Source organism: Algibacter mikhailovii, from assembly GCF_014651495.1.
Taxonomy (GTDB): domain Bacteria; phylum Bacteroidota; class Bacteroidia; order Flavobacteriales; family Flavobacteriaceae; genus Algibacter_E; species Algibacter_E mikhailovii.
In genome coordinates this window covers 320,970-337,608 of record NZ_BMWZ01000004.1, presented here as the reverse complement: position 1 = coordinate 337,608, position 16,639 = coordinate 320,970, and the positions used below count along the sequence as shown (strand labels likewise).

At 33.0% G+C, this 16,639-nt stretch carries 14 protein-coding genes; 8 read left to right on the top strand and 6 right to left on the bottom strand.

Annotated elements, in window-relative coordinates; genetic code table 11:
- Window positions 1-9: 9 nt before the first annotated feature.
- Entirely contained in the window at window positions 10-552 is a 543-nt protein-coding gene (locus IE051_RS10245) for a GFO_1091 family lipoprotein (protein WP_189360682.1), read from the top strand.
- Window positions 553-844: 292 nt separating this feature from the next.
- Here the strand turns inward: IE051_RS10245 and purB are convergent, their stop codons facing one another.
- Complete coding sequence (gene purB, locus IE051_RS10240) at window positions 845-2,188, bottom strand: adenylosuccinate lyase (RefSeq protein ID WP_189360681.1); 1,344 nt, start codon at window positions 2,186-2,188, stop codon at window positions 845-847.
- 78 nt (window positions 2,189-2,266) lie between these two features.
- Window positions 2,267-2,839, bottom strand: coding sequence for an adenylosuccinate lyase (locus tag IE051_RS10235; RefSeq protein ID WP_189360680.1), 573 nt, complete (start codon window positions 2,837-2,839; stop codon window positions 2,267-2,269).
- A 36-nt stretch (window positions 2,840-2,875) separates the two neighbouring features.
- On the opposite strand from IE051_RS10235, the gene IE051_RS10230 reads away from it, so the two are divergent.
- The 5 genes from IE051_RS10230 (at window position 2,876) to IE051_RS10210 (ending at window position 10,662) form a co-directional block, all read left to right on the top strand.
- A complete protein-coding gene (locus tag IE051_RS10230) occupies window positions 2,876-3,349 on the top strand; it encodes a heme-binding domain-containing protein (protein ID WP_189360679.1) in 474 nt (157 codons plus the stop codon).
- A 22-nt stretch (window positions 3,350-3,371) separates the two neighbouring features.
- Entirely contained in the window at window positions 3,372-4,607 is a 1,236-nt protein-coding gene (locus tag IE051_RS10225) for a glycosyltransferase (protein WP_189360678.1), read from the top strand.
- 5 nt (window positions 4,608-4,612) lie between these two features.
- Complete coding sequence (locus tag IE051_RS10220; RefSeq protein ID WP_229796778.1) at window positions 4,613-5,038, top strand: cupin domain-containing protein; 426 nt, start codon at window positions 4,613-4,615, stop codon at window positions 5,036-5,038.
- A gap of 510 nt (window positions 5,039-5,548) precedes the next feature.
- Window positions 5,549-6,880: a glycoside hydrolase family 2 TIM barrel-domain containing protein gene (locus tag IE051_RS10215; protein WP_189360677.1), complete on the top strand. Its 1,332-nt coding sequence runs from the start codon at window positions 5,549-5,551 to the stop codon at window positions 6,878-6,880.
- Between the two features lie 2 nt (window positions 6,881-6,882).
- Window positions 6,883-10,662, top strand: a complete 3,780-nt coding sequence (locus tag IE051_RS10210; RefSeq protein ID WP_189360676.1) for a glycosyltransferase — start codon at window positions 6,883-6,885, stop codon at window positions 10,660-10,662.
- 588 nt (window positions 10,663-11,250) lie between these two features.
- Here IE051_RS10210 and IE051_RS10205 read toward each other — a convergent pair.
- Window positions 11,251-11,928, bottom strand: a complete 678-nt coding sequence (locus IE051_RS10205) for an SIR2 family NAD-dependent protein deacylase (protein ID WP_189360675.1) — start codon at window positions 11,926-11,928, stop codon at window positions 11,251-11,253.
- Window positions 11,929-12,027: 99 nt separating this feature from the next.
- On the opposite strand from IE051_RS10205, the gene IE051_RS10200 reads away from it, so the two are divergent.
- Together IE051_RS10200 and IE051_RS10195 are read left to right on the top strand one after the other, a co-directional pair.
- Complete coding sequence (locus tag IE051_RS10200) at window positions 12,028-12,780, top strand: carbohydrate-binding family 9-like protein (RefSeq protein ID WP_189360674.1); 753 nt, start codon at window positions 12,028-12,030, stop codon at window positions 12,778-12,780.
- A gap of 38 nt (window positions 12,781-12,818) precedes the next feature.
- Window positions 12,819-13,472: a TrmH family RNA methyltransferase gene (locus IE051_RS10195; protein WP_189360673.1), complete on the top strand. Its 654-nt coding sequence runs from the start codon at window positions 12,819-12,821 to the stop codon at window positions 13,470-13,472.
- A 6-nt stretch (window positions 13,473-13,478) separates the two neighbouring features.
- On the opposite strand, the gene IE051_RS10190 is transcribed toward IE051_RS10195, so the two are convergent.
- From IE051_RS10190 to IE051_RS10180, 3 genes are all read right to left on the bottom strand, one after another.
- Entirely contained in the window at window positions 13,479-14,258 is a 780-nt protein-coding gene (locus IE051_RS10190) for a carboxypeptidase-like regulatory domain-containing protein (RefSeq protein ID WP_189360672.1), read from the bottom strand.
- Window positions 14,259-14,474: 216 nt separating this feature from the next.
- The gene (locus IE051_RS10185; protein WP_189360671.1) at window positions 14,475-16,283 is read right to left on the bottom strand and encodes a DEAD/DEAH box helicase; all 1,809 of its coding nucleotides are present in this window, start codon (window positions 16,281-16,283) and stop codon (window positions 14,475-14,477) included.
- Window positions 16,284-16,494: 211 nt separating this feature from the next.
- Window positions 16,495-16,629 (bottom strand): 30S ribosomal protein THX, encoded by a 135-nt coding sequence (locus tag IE051_RS10180; RefSeq protein WP_189360670.1) that lies wholly within the window; start codon window positions 16,627-16,629, stop codon window positions 16,495-16,497.
- Window positions 16,630-16,639: the final 10 nt, after the last annotated feature.

Sequence of the window (16,639 nt, the reverse complement as noted above, 5' to 3'; positions counted from 1 at the left end):
AAATCAATCATGTTACGAACAATCAAATATTACTTCTACACATTATTTACCGCAGTTATTTTAGTTAGCTGCGGACAAGGTGAGACTTTACAACGTTATTATGTAGATCATCAGGAGGCTAAGAATTTTATTTCTCAAGATTTTCCGTTATCCATGATAGAAATAGATAAGTCTAATTTTACAGAACAACAGCAAGAAGCTTATAACTCAGTAGATAAGTTAAATTTTTTAGGATATAAAGCTAGTCAAGAAAATGCAGACACTTTTAAATCTGAATTGTCAAAGGTAAAAGCTATTTTAAGTAATGAAAAATACAACGACCTGATGGAGTTTAGCGATAAAGGGAATAAGATTTCTGTAAAGTACCTTGGCACAAATCAAGAAGCAGAAGAAATTATACTCTTTGGTAGTTCTCCTGACATGGGCTTTGGTATTGTTAGAATTTTAGGTGATGATATGAGTCCAGATAAAATGATAACGCTTATAGAGGCTATGCAAAAAGCAGATATTGATAAATCTCAAGTAGAAAACATCATGAATTTCTTTAATTAATTTCCTTTAGAGAAATTATGGTTATAAAAAAAGCTTCCTAACTGGAAGCTTTTTTTATAACCATAAGACATGGTAAATATTACATTTAGAAATGTTGTTTTATTCTTTGATCTTATTTCTGTTTTTAGATTTCGAATAGAGTATATTTATAATAATGGTAAAAAACAATATAGTTAGAACGGTAAGCACTACAAAGTTTTGTAACAAATCTAGAATGCCGAATATAAAAATACCCGCAACCATAAAACCTGTTAATATTAAAGACTGCCTATCGCTTAACATAAATTTAATTCTAGATTCCTGTATAGTTACTAGGAGTAATACGTTTTAATTCTTCTTTTATTGTGTTGGACACTTCTAAAGTATCAATAAAATCAGAAATAGAGTTTTGATTAATTCTAGAATTTGTTCTTGTTAAACCTTTTAATGCCTCATAAGGATTAGGGTAGCCCTCTCTTCTTAAAATAGTTTGAATGGCTTCGGCAACTACGGCCCAGTTGTTTTCTAAATCTTCAGCAAATTTAGTTTCATTTAATAATAATTTATCTAAGCCTTTTAAGGTGGATTTAAATCCAATGATGGTGTGACCAAAAGGTACTCCTACATTTCGTAAAACGGTACTATCAGTTAAATCACGTTGCAATCTTGACAGCGGTAATTTAGCAGCAAGATGTTCAAAAACAGCATTTGCAATACCTAGGTTGCCTTCTGAATTTTCAAAATCTATTGGATTTACTTTATGCGGCATAGCTGAGCTTCCAACTTCCCCGGCTTTTATTTTTTGTTTGAAATAATCCATAGACACATAAGTCCAAATGTCTCGGTCTAAATCAATAATTATGGTATTGATACGTTTTAAAGTATCGAATAAAGCAGCCATATGATCATAATGTTCAATCTGAGTGGTTGGAAAAGAATGATATAATCCTAGTTTTTCCTTCACAAATTTTCCTCCAAATGCTTTCCAATCAATGTTAGGATAAGCCACATGGTGTGCATTGAAATTTCCTGTAGCTCCACCAAATTTGGCGGCGTTAGGAATGGCATTTAGTAAATTGAATTGTTCTTCTAAACGTGTAACAAATACCGCTATTTCTTTCCCTAATCGCGTAGGAGAAGCAGGCTGACCATGTGTTCTTGCCAACATAGAAATAGAGGCCCAATCATTAGAAAGCGCTTTTAGTTTATTGAGCAATATGCTGTATTCAGGGATATAAACCGCATCAATAGCTTCCTTAATACTTAATGGGATTGCTGTGTTATTTATGTCTTGAGAGGTTAAACCAAAATGGATAAACTCTTTGAACTCAGATAATCCTAACGCATCAAATTTCTCTTTTATAAAGTACTCAACAGCCTTAACATCATGGTTAGTTACACTCTCAATTTTTTTGATGGCTAATGCGTCATCAGATGAGAAATCTTTATAAATAGCTCTTAAACTTTCAAATACAGAAGCGTCAACAGATTCTAATTGAGGCAACGGAATTTCACAAAGCGCAATAAAATATTCTATTTCAACTAAAACACGATATTTTATTAAGGCTTCTTCTGAAAAAAAAGGCGCTAATTCCTGCGCTTTACTTCTATAACGACCATCAATAGGAGAGATGGCATTCAATGCTGATAATGACATAATCTATGAGAATTTTTGAAGTTGCAAAGATAGGATTTTAGACCGAAGAAAGGCAATGTAAAGGGCGTGATTTTAGTTTTACGATTTCAGTTTTTTTAACTTTTTTAAAATATGACGAGCCCTAGCCTTAAATGCGGCACTTTGATTTTGAAAATCAGTTATTAGGATACCTTCTAGCTCTGGATATACCCAGTCAAATTCTTTTCCAAGCATAAAAAGAGTGGTCATGCCATAAGCTTTTGCTGCTACTTTTTCATCATTAATCATATAGTCAAAACAGGTTTCTATAATGCGTTCTTTGTGGCTATTCTTAAGATGGTGTTGAAGGTCGTTTTTAGTTTTGCAGGTATAGGCTTTTGCAATTAATTCACAAATTTTGGCTACAGGTCTTACTGCTGAGTCTAAATGGACTTCATGTATATGATTCGTAAACACATCTAAATAGGGTGTAATTGTGGCAATATTGGTGCTACACATAAACTCTAACACCCATCCCGCCCGTGGAGAAATTTTGTCGTCAACTTGAAATAATATATCTAAAAGTTTGGGGATTAAATCAGGATTGGCTAAAACCAAATTAGCATAATGTAAGCGTTTTTCTCTTGAATGATTAACATGATTTAATTCGGAATATAGTTGCTCTGTAGTCAAAAGCTTTTCTTATTTTAGTTTTTAAAAATAATTAAAATGACGGTATTAAAAAAGGTGTTATTTGGTGTGTTAATTGTTTTTGGAATAGCGCAATTTTTTGGTCCTGACAAAAATGAAGGGCAAATGGCTTCCATGAACGCATTTCTAGAAGATACAAACCCGCCAGAAGATGTACGGCTAATTTTGCAGAAAACATGCTATGATTGTCATAGCGATGTCACAGAATACCCTTGGTATAATCATATTACACCTATAAATTATTGGTTAGCGGGACATGTAAAGGATGGTAAAAAGCACTTTAATATGTCAAATTGGGCAGGTAATTCCATAAAGCGAAAAGATCATAAATTTGAGGAACTTATTGAAATGGTTGAAGATAAAACCATGCCTTTAAATTCCTATATATGGACCCACTCCGAAGCTAAATTAACCGATGATCAAATTAAGTCTGTTATCGATTGGGCCAATTTAGTGCGGATAAAATATAGCTTTGCACCTAAACCTGAATAGTTTTAAGACCCCTATAAGTTTTATGAGAAAAACGTGTCTTATTATTGGATTTGTGTGGCCTGAGCCAAAAAGTTCAGCAGCTGGGGTTAGAATGATGCAGTTGATTGAGACTTTTCAAAAAGATAATTATCAGATTACTTTTGCTAGCCCATGTGCAAAAAGTGAAAATGCTTTTAATTTGGAGGCTATTGGGGTTGGCCAAGCCACTATAGAGCTAAACAACTCTAGTTTTGATGGTTTTGTAAAAGAATTAAACCCACACATTGTTTTGTTTGACCGTTTTATGATGGAAGAACAGTTTGGCTGGCGTGTTGCTAAGCATTGCCCTGATGCCCTAAGAATCTTGGATACTGAAGATTTACACTGTCTAAGAAAAGGGAGACAGCAGGCCTACAAGAAAGGCGTTCCGTTTGACACTAACTACTTATTTAATGACATTGCCAAACGTGAAATAGCCAGCATCTACAGATGTGATTTAAGTTTAATAATATCTGAAGTAGAAATGGAAATTCTTCAGACTAGGTTTAAAGTGGATAATACGCTTTTAATGTACTTGCCTTTCATGGTGGAGCCCCTTACGGAAAAAGAGATTCTGAATTTGCCAAGGTTTGAAGAAAGGGCGCATTTTATAACTATAGGAAACTTTCTACATGCCCCTAATTATAATGCCGTTTTATATTTAAAAGAAACCATTTGGCCTTTGATAAAACAACAATTACCGGAAGCCACAATTGATATTTATGGTGCTTATGCGAGTCAAAAAGTGACACAATTGCATAATGAAAAACAAGGCTTTTTAATTAAAGGATTTGCAGAAGATGTTAATGAAGTCATGCAATACGCGAAAGTATGTTTGGCTCCAATACAATTTGGAGCAGGATTAAAAGGTAAATTGCTTGATACTATGATAAACGGCACACCCAGTGTTACTACCTCGGTTGGAGCAGAAGGCATGTATGGTAATTTAAAAGTGAATGGTTTTATTGAGGACACGCCTAAAGATTTTGTAAATAAGGCGGTGCATCTATACACGAATAGCGCTGATTGGAGTGATAAGCAATTAAAAGGCTATGAGATTATTAATTCACGTTTCAATAAGGCAGAGTTTCAGCAAAAATTATTGTTGAAAATTAATGCTGCTATTCTTGGGCTAAAGAAACATCGATTGAATAATTTTACAGGACAAATGCTCATGCATCACACAATGCAAAGTACTAAGTTTATGAGTAGGTGGATTGAGGAGAAGAATAAAAAATAATTGTAATGCGGAAAATAAAGGAATTATATCTTTTGATATTACTTAGTCTACTTATATCATGTAAGTCAACAAAGGTGGCTGAAATAAAGGTCGAGAAGCTCGCTGAAACAACTAAAAGTTGGAATGGAGATATATTGCCAAAATATCCTGAGGGAAGTCCTAAAATTACTGTTTTAAAAATTACTATTCCACCAAAAACTAAACTTCATAAGCATTACCATCCCGTAATTAATTCAGGAATTTTACTGAAGGGTGAATTAAAAGTAGTCGATATTGACGGTCATACGCTAATATTAAATGAAGGTGATGTTATTGTGGAATTGGTGAATAAGATACATTACGGTGTTAATGAAGGCAAAAAACCAGCTAAAATTGTTGTGTTTTATTCTGGAACAGTGGACTTGCCTATTACGATAGTTGAGGAAGAGTGATGTTTAATTATGTGAAAAAAAAATCGACTATCTGCCTATAAAGTAGAGCCTACGTCAATATTTTATCTATTTAAGAAGCAATGCGGAATTTATTTAGAATACGTTTTCTTATTCATGATTTTGATTTAGTCATGTAGTTTCTTGCAAGTAAAATGAGCCTCTAAATATTTATATTCGTATCAGTTTTATGAATTAGATTTAAATCGTAAATCGTAAATCGTGGATATTGGTAGATGCAAAATGATTTTTACCCTACTAAATTCCTGTGATTCAGTTTATGAAATAACTGATTATGCTAGAACGGTGATGTTTTTTTCTTAAAATCTATTAAAATACCGATTAATTTTTATGAGAAAATGATTTAATTGTATGCTTTCTAGGTGTTTATAAAATGGTTTTAATTGGATAGTTTTGTAGACAAAATCTGTATTTTTTGTATTTGTATTGATATATTTGTTACATTTGAACGGTATTAAATGCGTTTAGTCGATATTTTTGTTCCAGATGTACATGATTAAAGTGTTAAAAAATATAGTTTTATTTCTGTTTTTATTGTCCTGTGGATTGGTTTCCGCGTTTTTCTATTTTCGTACGGAGCTAAATAAGTCCGTCGATGAACGTAGAAGTGTTTATATTAAAACAATTGATTCTAAGCCTATACTTTTTAGAAATGGTAAACCTTTTAAAATCAGAGGTGCTGCCGGAGCTCGAGATGCTTCATTTGAATTGCTTTCCAAAATAGGAGGAAACACGATTAAAGTATATGATACCATTAATCTTAAATCAGTTTTAGATCGGGCATTTGAAAACCAACTCGCAGTAATTGTTGATATCAGGTTGCCAAAATACAATGAGAAATATAATGCCTATTCAGATCAAAATCAAAATGATAAATTAAAACAGGAAGTAAAGAAGTTGGTTCTTAAGTATAGAAATCATCCTGCGCTTTTGTGCTGGAATTTGGGGAATGAAATTGATTATCCATTCGTTTTAATAAAAAATAGCTTTATTAATACCTACAATCAATTAATTGATATAATCCATACAAATGATCCAAACCATTTGATAAGCACCACATTAACAGCATCTGTAAAGCAAACTTTGGCTATACATTACCATTCACCAAATTTAGATTTACTAGGATTTAATACATTTGGTGCTTTGAAGCGATTAGATTTGGTTTTGGAACGGGTCAACCTCATTAGAGAGCCATTACCTTTTTACATTGGTGAATATGGATATAATGGACCTTGGGAGCAAGAAAGTACATCATGGGGAGCTCCTATTGAGCCAACAAGTACTAAGAAATCTGAGATGTATGCAAATAGATTCTATAATATTGTGGAAAATGACATGCAATCTGTTGGAGATTTGGTTTTTTATTGGGGACAGAAACAAGAAAGAACACATACCTGGTTTAGTATTTTTGATGAAGCGGGAAGAACTTCTGAGGTTTATTATAAGTTAAATGAATTATGGGGAGGAAAGTCTAGTAACCTAAAACATCCGCCTAAAATAGATTATATGCTCATTGACAATAAAGGAGCAAAAGATAATCTGATTTATAAACCAGATATGGTAAAAACAGCTCAGTTGTTTTTTGAAAAAAATAAAAATTCCAAATATCAAATTGTTTGGGAAATATATGCTGAAGGATGGGATTACAATTTGGCGGATATCGAGAAAGACCCCCTAAGAATATCTAAAGACACTATTAATAGTGGCAGTTCTCATACTTTTAAAACCCCTGATAAAACTGGTCCTTATCGGATTTTTGTATATGTATACGATGATTTTGGGAACTATGCCACCACAAACACCCCATTTTACATTCTAGAATAATTATGATTGACCAGAATCAAGTAAAACAACCTACAAGAAAGGAAATTGTCAAGCTGAGACTTATTATAATTATAGGTCTACTTAGTACAATAAATTTTTTTTATTGGTTTCTAAAACCCCAACTTGTTGGTGATAAAATTCTCTTTTATGGAGTTGTTATCGTCTTGGTATTTGATACCTTAAGAGTCCTATACATATGGTATCACTACTGGAACATAAATATTCCAGAAAAGCCAGAAACTTTTAAGGCGTTAACGGTTGATGTATTAACAACATATTTTCCTGGAGAACCTTATGAGATGACCACTCAAACACTATTGGCTATTAAAGCAATGAGTTACCCGCATACAACATATTTATGTGATGAGGCAGATGATGAATATCTAAAAAAGTTTTGCAAGGAACATGATATAATACATGTCACAAGAGACAATAGAATTAATGCTAAGGCTGGAAATATCAATAACGCATTAAAACAAGCTAAGGGTGAAATTTGCCTTATATTAGATCCAGATCATGTTCCAAAACCCAACTTGTTAGATGAGGTTATACCTTATTTTTCGGATGATAAAATAGGGTTTGTACAATCGGTTCAGGGGTATTATAATATTAATGAATCTTACGTTGCTCGCGGAGCTGCAGAGCAAACGTTTCATTTTTATGGCCCGATTATGATGTGTATGAATGCGTATGGCACTGTTAATGCTATTGGTGCAAATTGTGTTTTTAGAAGGGAAGCTCTGGACTCCATTGGAGGACATGCACCAGGTCTTTCAGAAGATATGCATACCGCCATGCAATTGCATGCTAAAGGCTGGAAATCAGTCTATGTGCCTAAAACTTTGACCAAAGGCTTGGTGCCAGCAACACTTACATCTTATTATATGCAACAATTAAAGTGGTCAAGAGGGACTTTGGAACTCTTTGTAAGTGTTTTTCCAAAACTTTTTAGGAAATTTACGTGGAGGCAAAAACTACATTATGGCATACTTCCCTTGGGTTATTTGTCGGGCTTCTTTTTACTCATAGGCTTTCTTATTCCAATTATTTCATTATTCAACGCATCTTTACCATGGAAAGGAAACATTATTAATTTTGGACTTATATACATGCCGGTTTTTATTTGTATTGTAAGTATTCGAATGTATGTCCAAAAGTGGGTGCTTAATAAAAGTGAACGCGGCGTTCATATCATAGGAGGATTGCTTTTAATCTCTACTTGGTGGGTGTTTTTAATAGGATCTGTTTATACCGTTTTTAGAAAAAAAGTGCCTTATTTACCTACGCCAAAAGAAGATAAGGAATCCACCAGTTTTAAAATTTTAATCCCGAACATTTTGGTTGCTATGGTATCATTAGTAGCAATAGTTTATGGGCTATCTATTGATTTGACTCCTTTTACAATTTTTATGTCAGGCTTTGCTCTTCTGAATGTGTTTTTTATGCTTTACACGCTAGTATTTGCCTACCAAAAACCCAATACTGTTAAATTAAATTTAGAAGAACATAAAATAGCATACACTAAAAAAATCAGTAATTATAACTTTAGAGTTTTTAATAAATTGTCTCTTGCACTCGTGATATTTGGTACTTTATTGTCCATGGCATTTTTATATTATGGTGAACATTTAAAATGGTCTGGCATTATTCCATCTACTCAAAATAAAACACCTATTAATTATGTTGGTGTTTTTGCTCCAAAAGAAGATAATGGCTTGACTAATTTGAATGATTTGGAAAAAAATGGACATATCAATAGTTCTAGGTTCGATTTAATTTCTTTGTATCTGTCTTGGAACAAGGATATTGATAAAAACTTTCCTCAAAAATTAATAGATTCTATATATCAAAAAAAATCATTACCCGTAATAACTTGGGAGCCTTGGTTAAATTCTTTTCATGATGAACTTACATTTGAAGATAAACATGTCTATGATTATATTAATACAGGTTTTTTTGATCATTTTCTAAAAAGTTTTGCTAATAAATTAAAGGCATTGGATAGGCCTGTTTTTTTACGTTTTGCTCATGAGTTTGACAACCCGTTCTATCCTTGGTCCATCTCAGGCCTTGATGGCCAGGCTAAATTTAAAAAAGCTTGGATTCACGTTTATGAGATTTTTAAAAATCAAAATGCAGATAATGTTATTTGGATTTGGAACCCATGGCAACCAGATAATGTTGCCACCTATTATCCTGGAAAAGATTATGTAGATTGGATAGGCGTTAATATTTTGAATTATGGTACACTAAATGAAAATAAGAAGAATCGTAGTTTTGAATCTTTATACCAACCTTTTCATGAGGAGATAAAAAAATTGCCTGCAACGCCGGTAATTATTTCAGAATTGGGATCATTATCCAATATGTCATCTGAAAATTGGATGGATCATACAATACAGATGATCCAAACATATTATGAAGAAATAAAGTCTATTATTTATTTTCATAGTAAAGTAGATGATAACTTGCCCAACCAAGAATTACCTATTCAATATTTAAATTGGACGGAGGCATCCGAGAAATCTACTAAAAAGTTATTCCAAGATAAGCAGGTGCCTTCTTACGTTTTTAATAGTTTTAATAGCAAAAATCAGGGCGGCTTACAAAAGAGTTATGAGGCTATTAGTCTAGAAAAATTAGAAGGGGTTAATCTAAAAAAAGGTTATGACTGGAAAAATGATTACCATATTTTAAGCAGAAAGAACCTTATTGTTGATTTTGAAAAAATGAAGGCCCTTGGTTTTAATACCGTAAAATATCAGGGTAACGCTATTTATGATTATAATGTGATGCAAATAGGTAAAGACTATGGGTTTAAAATAGCATATAGTTTTTGGATTACTGAAGATACCAAGTTTGTAGAGGATACTCTAGTCACGCAAAATTTGTCTAAACATATTCTAAAAGATATTAAAAGATTGGAAGACAACGATCAAATAATTTCATGGCATATTGAAAATGATATTCTTTACAATCAAAAAGAATATTTTCATAAACCTGAGATTCTTTATCAAAACACAGCATACATTAAATGGTTGAAGGACTTGTTGAATGATATTAAATCTATTGATACTAAAAGACCAGTTGTAGTAGATATCGAAGTAAACACTGAAACAATTCATAATATTGAAAAGATAAGAAGTCAAATCAGTAATATAGATGTCTTTGGTTTGGTTGTTAAAGATGATGCGTATTTTAAAGTTGTAAGAGATTATCTTAATAAGAATAAAATTAATTTCATCATCAGTTCTTTAACAACGGAGTATATTGATGATTATTTAAACCTAAAAGAAGAATCTTCTGTGTTTATGGCCTCTTGGCAGGATAAGCATGAGGTAGGTAAATTAACTTTTGATGGGCTTATAGATCGAAAAGGACGTTTAAAAGAACCTTATCATTATCTGTACACACAAGAAAATGGAGATGAAGATACGTTTAATATTCCTGAGATAAGCATTTTGAAGCCTGCCATTTTAATTTATGATAATCTTCATTATACTTACATTGCCATGACCTATACTAAAGAAAGAGGTTGGCAACCTGGCACCGAAGAGGATGGATTAACTTATGAATGGACGCTTATAAAATGCGACAAATATGGTAATGAAATAGCGTTAAGAGAGCTTACCAAAACTTCAAAAATTAGATTTAAAGTTCCTGAGAATCATGAAAATTATAAATTACAACTCATCGTTTTAAAAGGTAATCAAGTTAGACAAATACATACTGAGTTAGATACGCCTCTTTTGAATGTAGCGATTTTGGAAATAATTGAATAATTTTTGTGTGATAGCATAAATGATTATTCGGGTGTAGAAAATAAAATTTTTTATTTAATTTATTAAAACTAAAAAGTTGTTAGTAAAGGCTGTTAAATATTGAGAAATTATTTTAAATGTTTGTTGTTCGTATAATGGACTGAGCACTCCAGTATATTGGAGGGAAAAGGTGTCAGACTAAAAACTAATTGTTGCTAGTTTAATCAGAACATCTGAATTAGAAGAAGATTCGAAACTTTTGATTTTTTTCTTTTTTTAGATATAAGCAATGCATGTTAATAGAAGATTTAATTTATCAAAAGGTTAACTGTTGAATTATCCAAAATTTTTGTTTCAACGATTAATATTTTTAAGATCAGTGATTGAATGTTGTGGCATCGAAGCCTGTTTGTTAAATAACTATGTTTCATTTGAACAAGATGTTATGGAAGTTGTATTATATTGGAAATAGGATAAAGTTTTTATGGGTTTTTGTAATGCTGTTTTATGTAATTGGTCTAAGGAAACTTATTGAAGGTCCTGCCTTAAAATTGAAGAAAAAAAGGATTTTAAAGGTCGTTTGAATTATAAGTTTCGTGTTTTCAGGATTTATGCCTTTATTAAGGATATCAGTTGCGTAACACCTTGTGTTGCTGGTAATTTAATTACCGTTATATTATCACTACTCCCAATATTTGGCTTAGGATCTATAAAATAGATAGGCGTGTTTTTAGTGATATTATGCATTAAGCTAGCAGCTGGATATACCTGCATGGATGTACCTATAATAACAAGGATATCAGCAGTTTCGCATATTGTAGCGGCTTTTTCTATCATAGGTACATCTTCGCCAAACCAAACTATGTGGGGCCTTAGTTGATAACCTGCTTCACATGTGTCTCCTAGGACTAAATCTGTTTTCCATTCTTTTATTTTATTGTGGTTTCCAGTGCTACGTACTTTTAATAATTCACCATGCAAATGAATAACGTTTGTACTTCCTGCACGTTCATGCAAATCATCTACATTTTGAGTTATAATACTAACCTGGTAATCTTTTTCTAAAGCAGCTAAATCAAAATGTGCTTGGTTTGGTTCAACTTCAAAGAGTTGTTTACGGCGTTGATTGTAAAAATCTAATACCAATGCTGGGTTAGAGGCAAAACCTTCAGGAGTGGCAACTTCCATAACGTCATGACCTTCCCATAAGCCATCAGCATCTCTAAAAGTTTTTATGCCACTTTCGGCACTCATCCCTGCGCCTGTGAGTAGGACGATGTGTTTCATTAATTTTATTAGCGTTTAATAGATTAGATTTTTACATTACCTAAAAGTATTATAAAAATTAGACTTCTTTAATATTAAACTATTAGTATTTTTGAAATTATGGAAAGACTATCATTTTTATTCGCGGCCGTTTTATTATTCTCAAATGGTGTTATGGCACAAGAGAAAGAAGTTTCTGTTTATGAGGTTTTTAGAGCACATGAATCGATTGTAATAGATGGTGAAATGAATGAAAACACATGGAATAGAGCAAGTGTTCAATCTTTTGATAATCTTTACGCGTCTCAAAAGCCAAGCGATAACCAAAGTAGTAAATTTAGAATGCTATGGGATGAAAAAAGTATATACGTGTTTTATGAGTTTGAAGATAAGTATTTGACAGCAAGAGAAATAAATCGTGATGGAGCGCCTTATAATGATGACTGTGCTGAAATATTTATAATTCCAGTTCCTGATGCCTTAGATACTCATTTTGGTTTTGAGGTAAATATGTACAAAGCTTCTAACGACTTTATTTATTTTAATAATTTTTATAAGAATAATAGTCTAGGCTTAAAAAGCTTTAACCCTGATTTTAATGTTGAAGTAAGGTATAAAGGTACCATAAATGATAATAGCGATATAGACCAGGGATGGACCCTAGAGATGGAAATTCCATTATCAGTTTTTGGGTTTTTAGGAGAAGTTGTACCTGTTCAAAAGGGAAACCTCTGGACTTTTCTAGCACTTAGACAAGATAGGAATGATATTGATGGGGAACGCAGATCAACTTCAACGCTATTTCCTATAGCAGATTTCTCTAAAAATGTACATGAACCCACCGACTTTGGTTTAATGAAATTTGTAGATTAGTATTGGGGGATTCCTAAGTGTATTCGTTACTATTTATTATGATTGATTTAAAACTCCTAGAACACCTTGAAGATTATCTTACGGCGCACAGATTGGAACGATTTGAAGCTGTTTTATCTGGACGTACCAAGCATTTTACTGTAGCTACCGAGGATGTTTATCAACTTCATAATACGAGTGCGGTGATGCGAAGCTGCGATGTGTTCGGAATACAAGAATTGAATATTGTGGAAGAACAAAATTCAAAACATATTGATAGAGAAATAGCTATGGGTGCTCAAAAATGGGTGGACTTAAACCGCTATAGCAACGTAAATGAGTGTATAACGAATTTAAAGCAAAACGGTTATCAAATAGTGGCTACAACACCGCATACTAATGATTGCGAACTACATGATTTTGATGTGACGAAAAAATCATGTTTTTTCTTTGGACGCGAAACGAAAGGATTATCGGATGAGGTCATAGCCCGTGCTGATAGTTTTTTGAAAATCCCTATGTATGGTTTTACAGAAAGCTTAAATATTTCGGTGTCAGCGGCCATTATTCTACAGCACGTAACCACTAGACTAAGACAATCAAATGTAAATTGGCAGTTAACAGACCATGAAAAACATGAAAAACGTCTGGACTGGTGCAAAAAGACCATTAAAAGCTATGATGACATTGTAGAACGATTTTATCAGAAATAGTGAAAACTATATTTTTCTGCTTCTACCTCTACTTAATAGCTTATATTCTTCATAACATTCACTAATAGCATCCAGAATTTGTAAATCGTTGGCCGTTTGTATAAAGCCCGCAGAATAATCACATTGATTTACGATTTCATCTAAATCTACACGGTCTACTTGCAGTAAAACCATAAGCATTTCTCTGTCAAATCTAGAGGCGAGCAGGTTTCTAATTTCATCATCCTCTTTCATCTTTTTGAGTTTTTTCATCTCATTTGGTTTTTTACCAAACATGCGATGTAAAAAGTCGGCTGGATTAAAAATAGAACCAATAACATTAGTTAATCCTGATTTTTTGCTTGCTTCATAACCTGTACCTTCCATGCCAGAAATACTATAACGGTAGTTATCATTAACAATAGGTACTTGCTTAATATCTACTTCTAAATAACCGGTTAGTCGCAGTTGATTAACAACAACTTCTTCCAGTGCTAATGCCAACTCTGTTAATTTAATTTCTGCACTCTCAAATAACATTAACCAGTCATTGGTTACTCTTACTTTGATAGATTTAAAACCTAAGTATGATAAGTGTAACGTGTCATTAACTTTTGCTGCAATTGAGAATTCTCCTTTGTCATTGGTAATAGTACCAACAACTTGATTAAGGTTAACAATGTTAACACTCTCAAGTGGTGAATCATCTGAAGAATTTATAATAACGCCTTTGACTCTATCAGTCTCTTGCGCCCACCCAGTAGCTGTAACAAATAATAAGGCAATTATGATGAGGTAGTGCTTCATGAAAATAGTCAACGTCAATTTTGAGATAAAAGTACTAAAGAAAACCCTAATATTAGTTTTACACGATTTAATTTTGTCTAAATATTAACAAATTTGCCGTTTACTTTAATGGACGTAAAGCTGTTTTTGAACCTTGGTTATTGAAAATCAAATATGTTTTATACAGGCTTAAAGCAAGTGACACTTTAATAATGAATTATTAAAGTGTCACTTTTTTTATCTTCTAGAACGTCTAGGTCTAGAAATATTTCCACTACCAGATCCGGAGTCTGATCGTCTAGGTTTTGAGTCGCCTTCGCTACGACGGCGATCACTTCGGTTCCCAGAAGCTCCTTTTCTATGCTCACGTCTTCCACCGCTATGATTATTATCGCGTCTTCCGCCACCGCGTTTGTCGTTACGTCTTCCTCCACCACGATTTTCAGATACTTCAACGTTTACAAAACGCCCCTCATATTTAAAATCAGTGAAATAGCTGAGTACTTTTTCTTTTAATTCATTTTCAGTATTAAAGAATGAGAAGCTATCTTTAGTTTCAACTTTAAAGACGTCATCTCTACCTAAATCTAATTGTTCTTTTAAGAAGTCTTTCAACTTCATCCAATCAAAACCATCTTTTCCTCCAACATTAATGAAATAACGTGTAGAATCATTTTTTCCACCATAATTACGCCCGCCATCTCTTTCTCTGCTACCAGTATCTGAAATATTTAAGTTTTTCGCTTTTTGATAGTAGTTATAGAAACGTGTGAACTCAACAGAAAAGAATTTTTTAATTAATTCATCTTTATCCGTGTCTTCAAAAAGCGTATTAATACTTGATAAGTGCTTGTCAATTTCATGGTTAATCTCTGTGTTATGAATTTTATTGGCTAGAGACATGAGTTGTACTTCACAAATATCAGCACCATCAGGAATATCTTTTTTCTCGAAAGCCTTATTAATAATACGTTCGATACTTTTTATTTTTCGCACTTCACTTTTAGAAACAATAACCATAGAAACCCCAGTCTTTCCTGCTCTACCAGTTCTTCCAGAACGGTGTGTGTAGGTCTCAGTTTCATCAGGTAATTGGTAATTTATAACGTGCGTAATATCATCAACATCAATTCCACGAGCAGCCACATCAGTAGCTACAAGCATTTGGATTTGTTTTTTTCTGAATGAGTTCATTACTAAATCACGCTGATTCTGACTTAAATCGCCATGTAATGCGCCTGCACTGTAACCATCTTCTATAAGTTGTTCCGCTACTTTTTGTGTGTCCCGTTTTGTTCTACAAAATACCACAGAAAAAATATCAGGATTGGCATCAGAAAGACGTTTTAAAGCTTGGTAACGGTCTCGTGCATTCACTAAATAATATTCGTGTGATACGTTACTGGAACTTTCATTTTTATTACCAACTGTTATCTCCTGTGGGTCATGCATGAATTTTTTTGCAATTCTAGCTACCTCACGAGGCATAGTGGCAGAAAACAACCATGTGTTCTTATCATCAGGTGTGTGTGATAAAATATCGGTGATATCTTCTTTAAAGCCCATGTTCAGCATTTCATCAGCTTCGTCTAAAACCGAATATTGAATTTTAGAAATGTCTACTAGACGTCTGCTAATCATATCTTTCATACGTCCAGGAGTAGCTACAATAATTTGCGCTCCACGTTTAATATCACGTGCTTGATCCGTAATGCTAGATCCGCCATAAACAGCAACTACATTCAGACCTTTGCAATATTTACCATACAATTTCATCTCGTTGGTAATTTGCAAACAAAGTTCGCGTGTGGGTGATAAAATTAATCCTTGTGTGGTTCTGCTATTTACATCAATTTTTTCAAGCATCGGAAAGCCGAAAGCCGCTGTTTTACCTGTACCTGTTTGGGCTAAGGCTACTAAATCTGTTTCAGATTCTAATAAAATTGGAATTGCTTTTTCTTGAACTTCACTAGGTTTTGTAAATCCTAAATCTGAAATTGCTTGTAATAGATCTTCATTAAGACCTAAATCTTGGAATGTGCTCATTTTTTTGAACTAAGTATTCGATTATATTATGCAGTGTTACATAGAGAAGCGAATCGACATACTTAACCTTAAACTTCTTGCAACACATCCTCTCTCTGAGGAATTTAAACCCATTTTCTGAGTTTCAAGCGGCAAAGATACATTATTTTTATTTGTCACGCTTATGAAGGTGAAAATCTTAATCATTAGAAGTTTTATCTTAGAGTTGTAATTATTTTGGTACTGCTTTATTACCAATGTTTAGTTTTTGTTCAATAGTAGGTTTCTTTTTAATTCTAGGTCTTCTAATACCGAATGTCCCTCGGTTAATTTTTCCGCGCTTCGTTTTTTTATCTCCTTTTCCCATATGACTTATG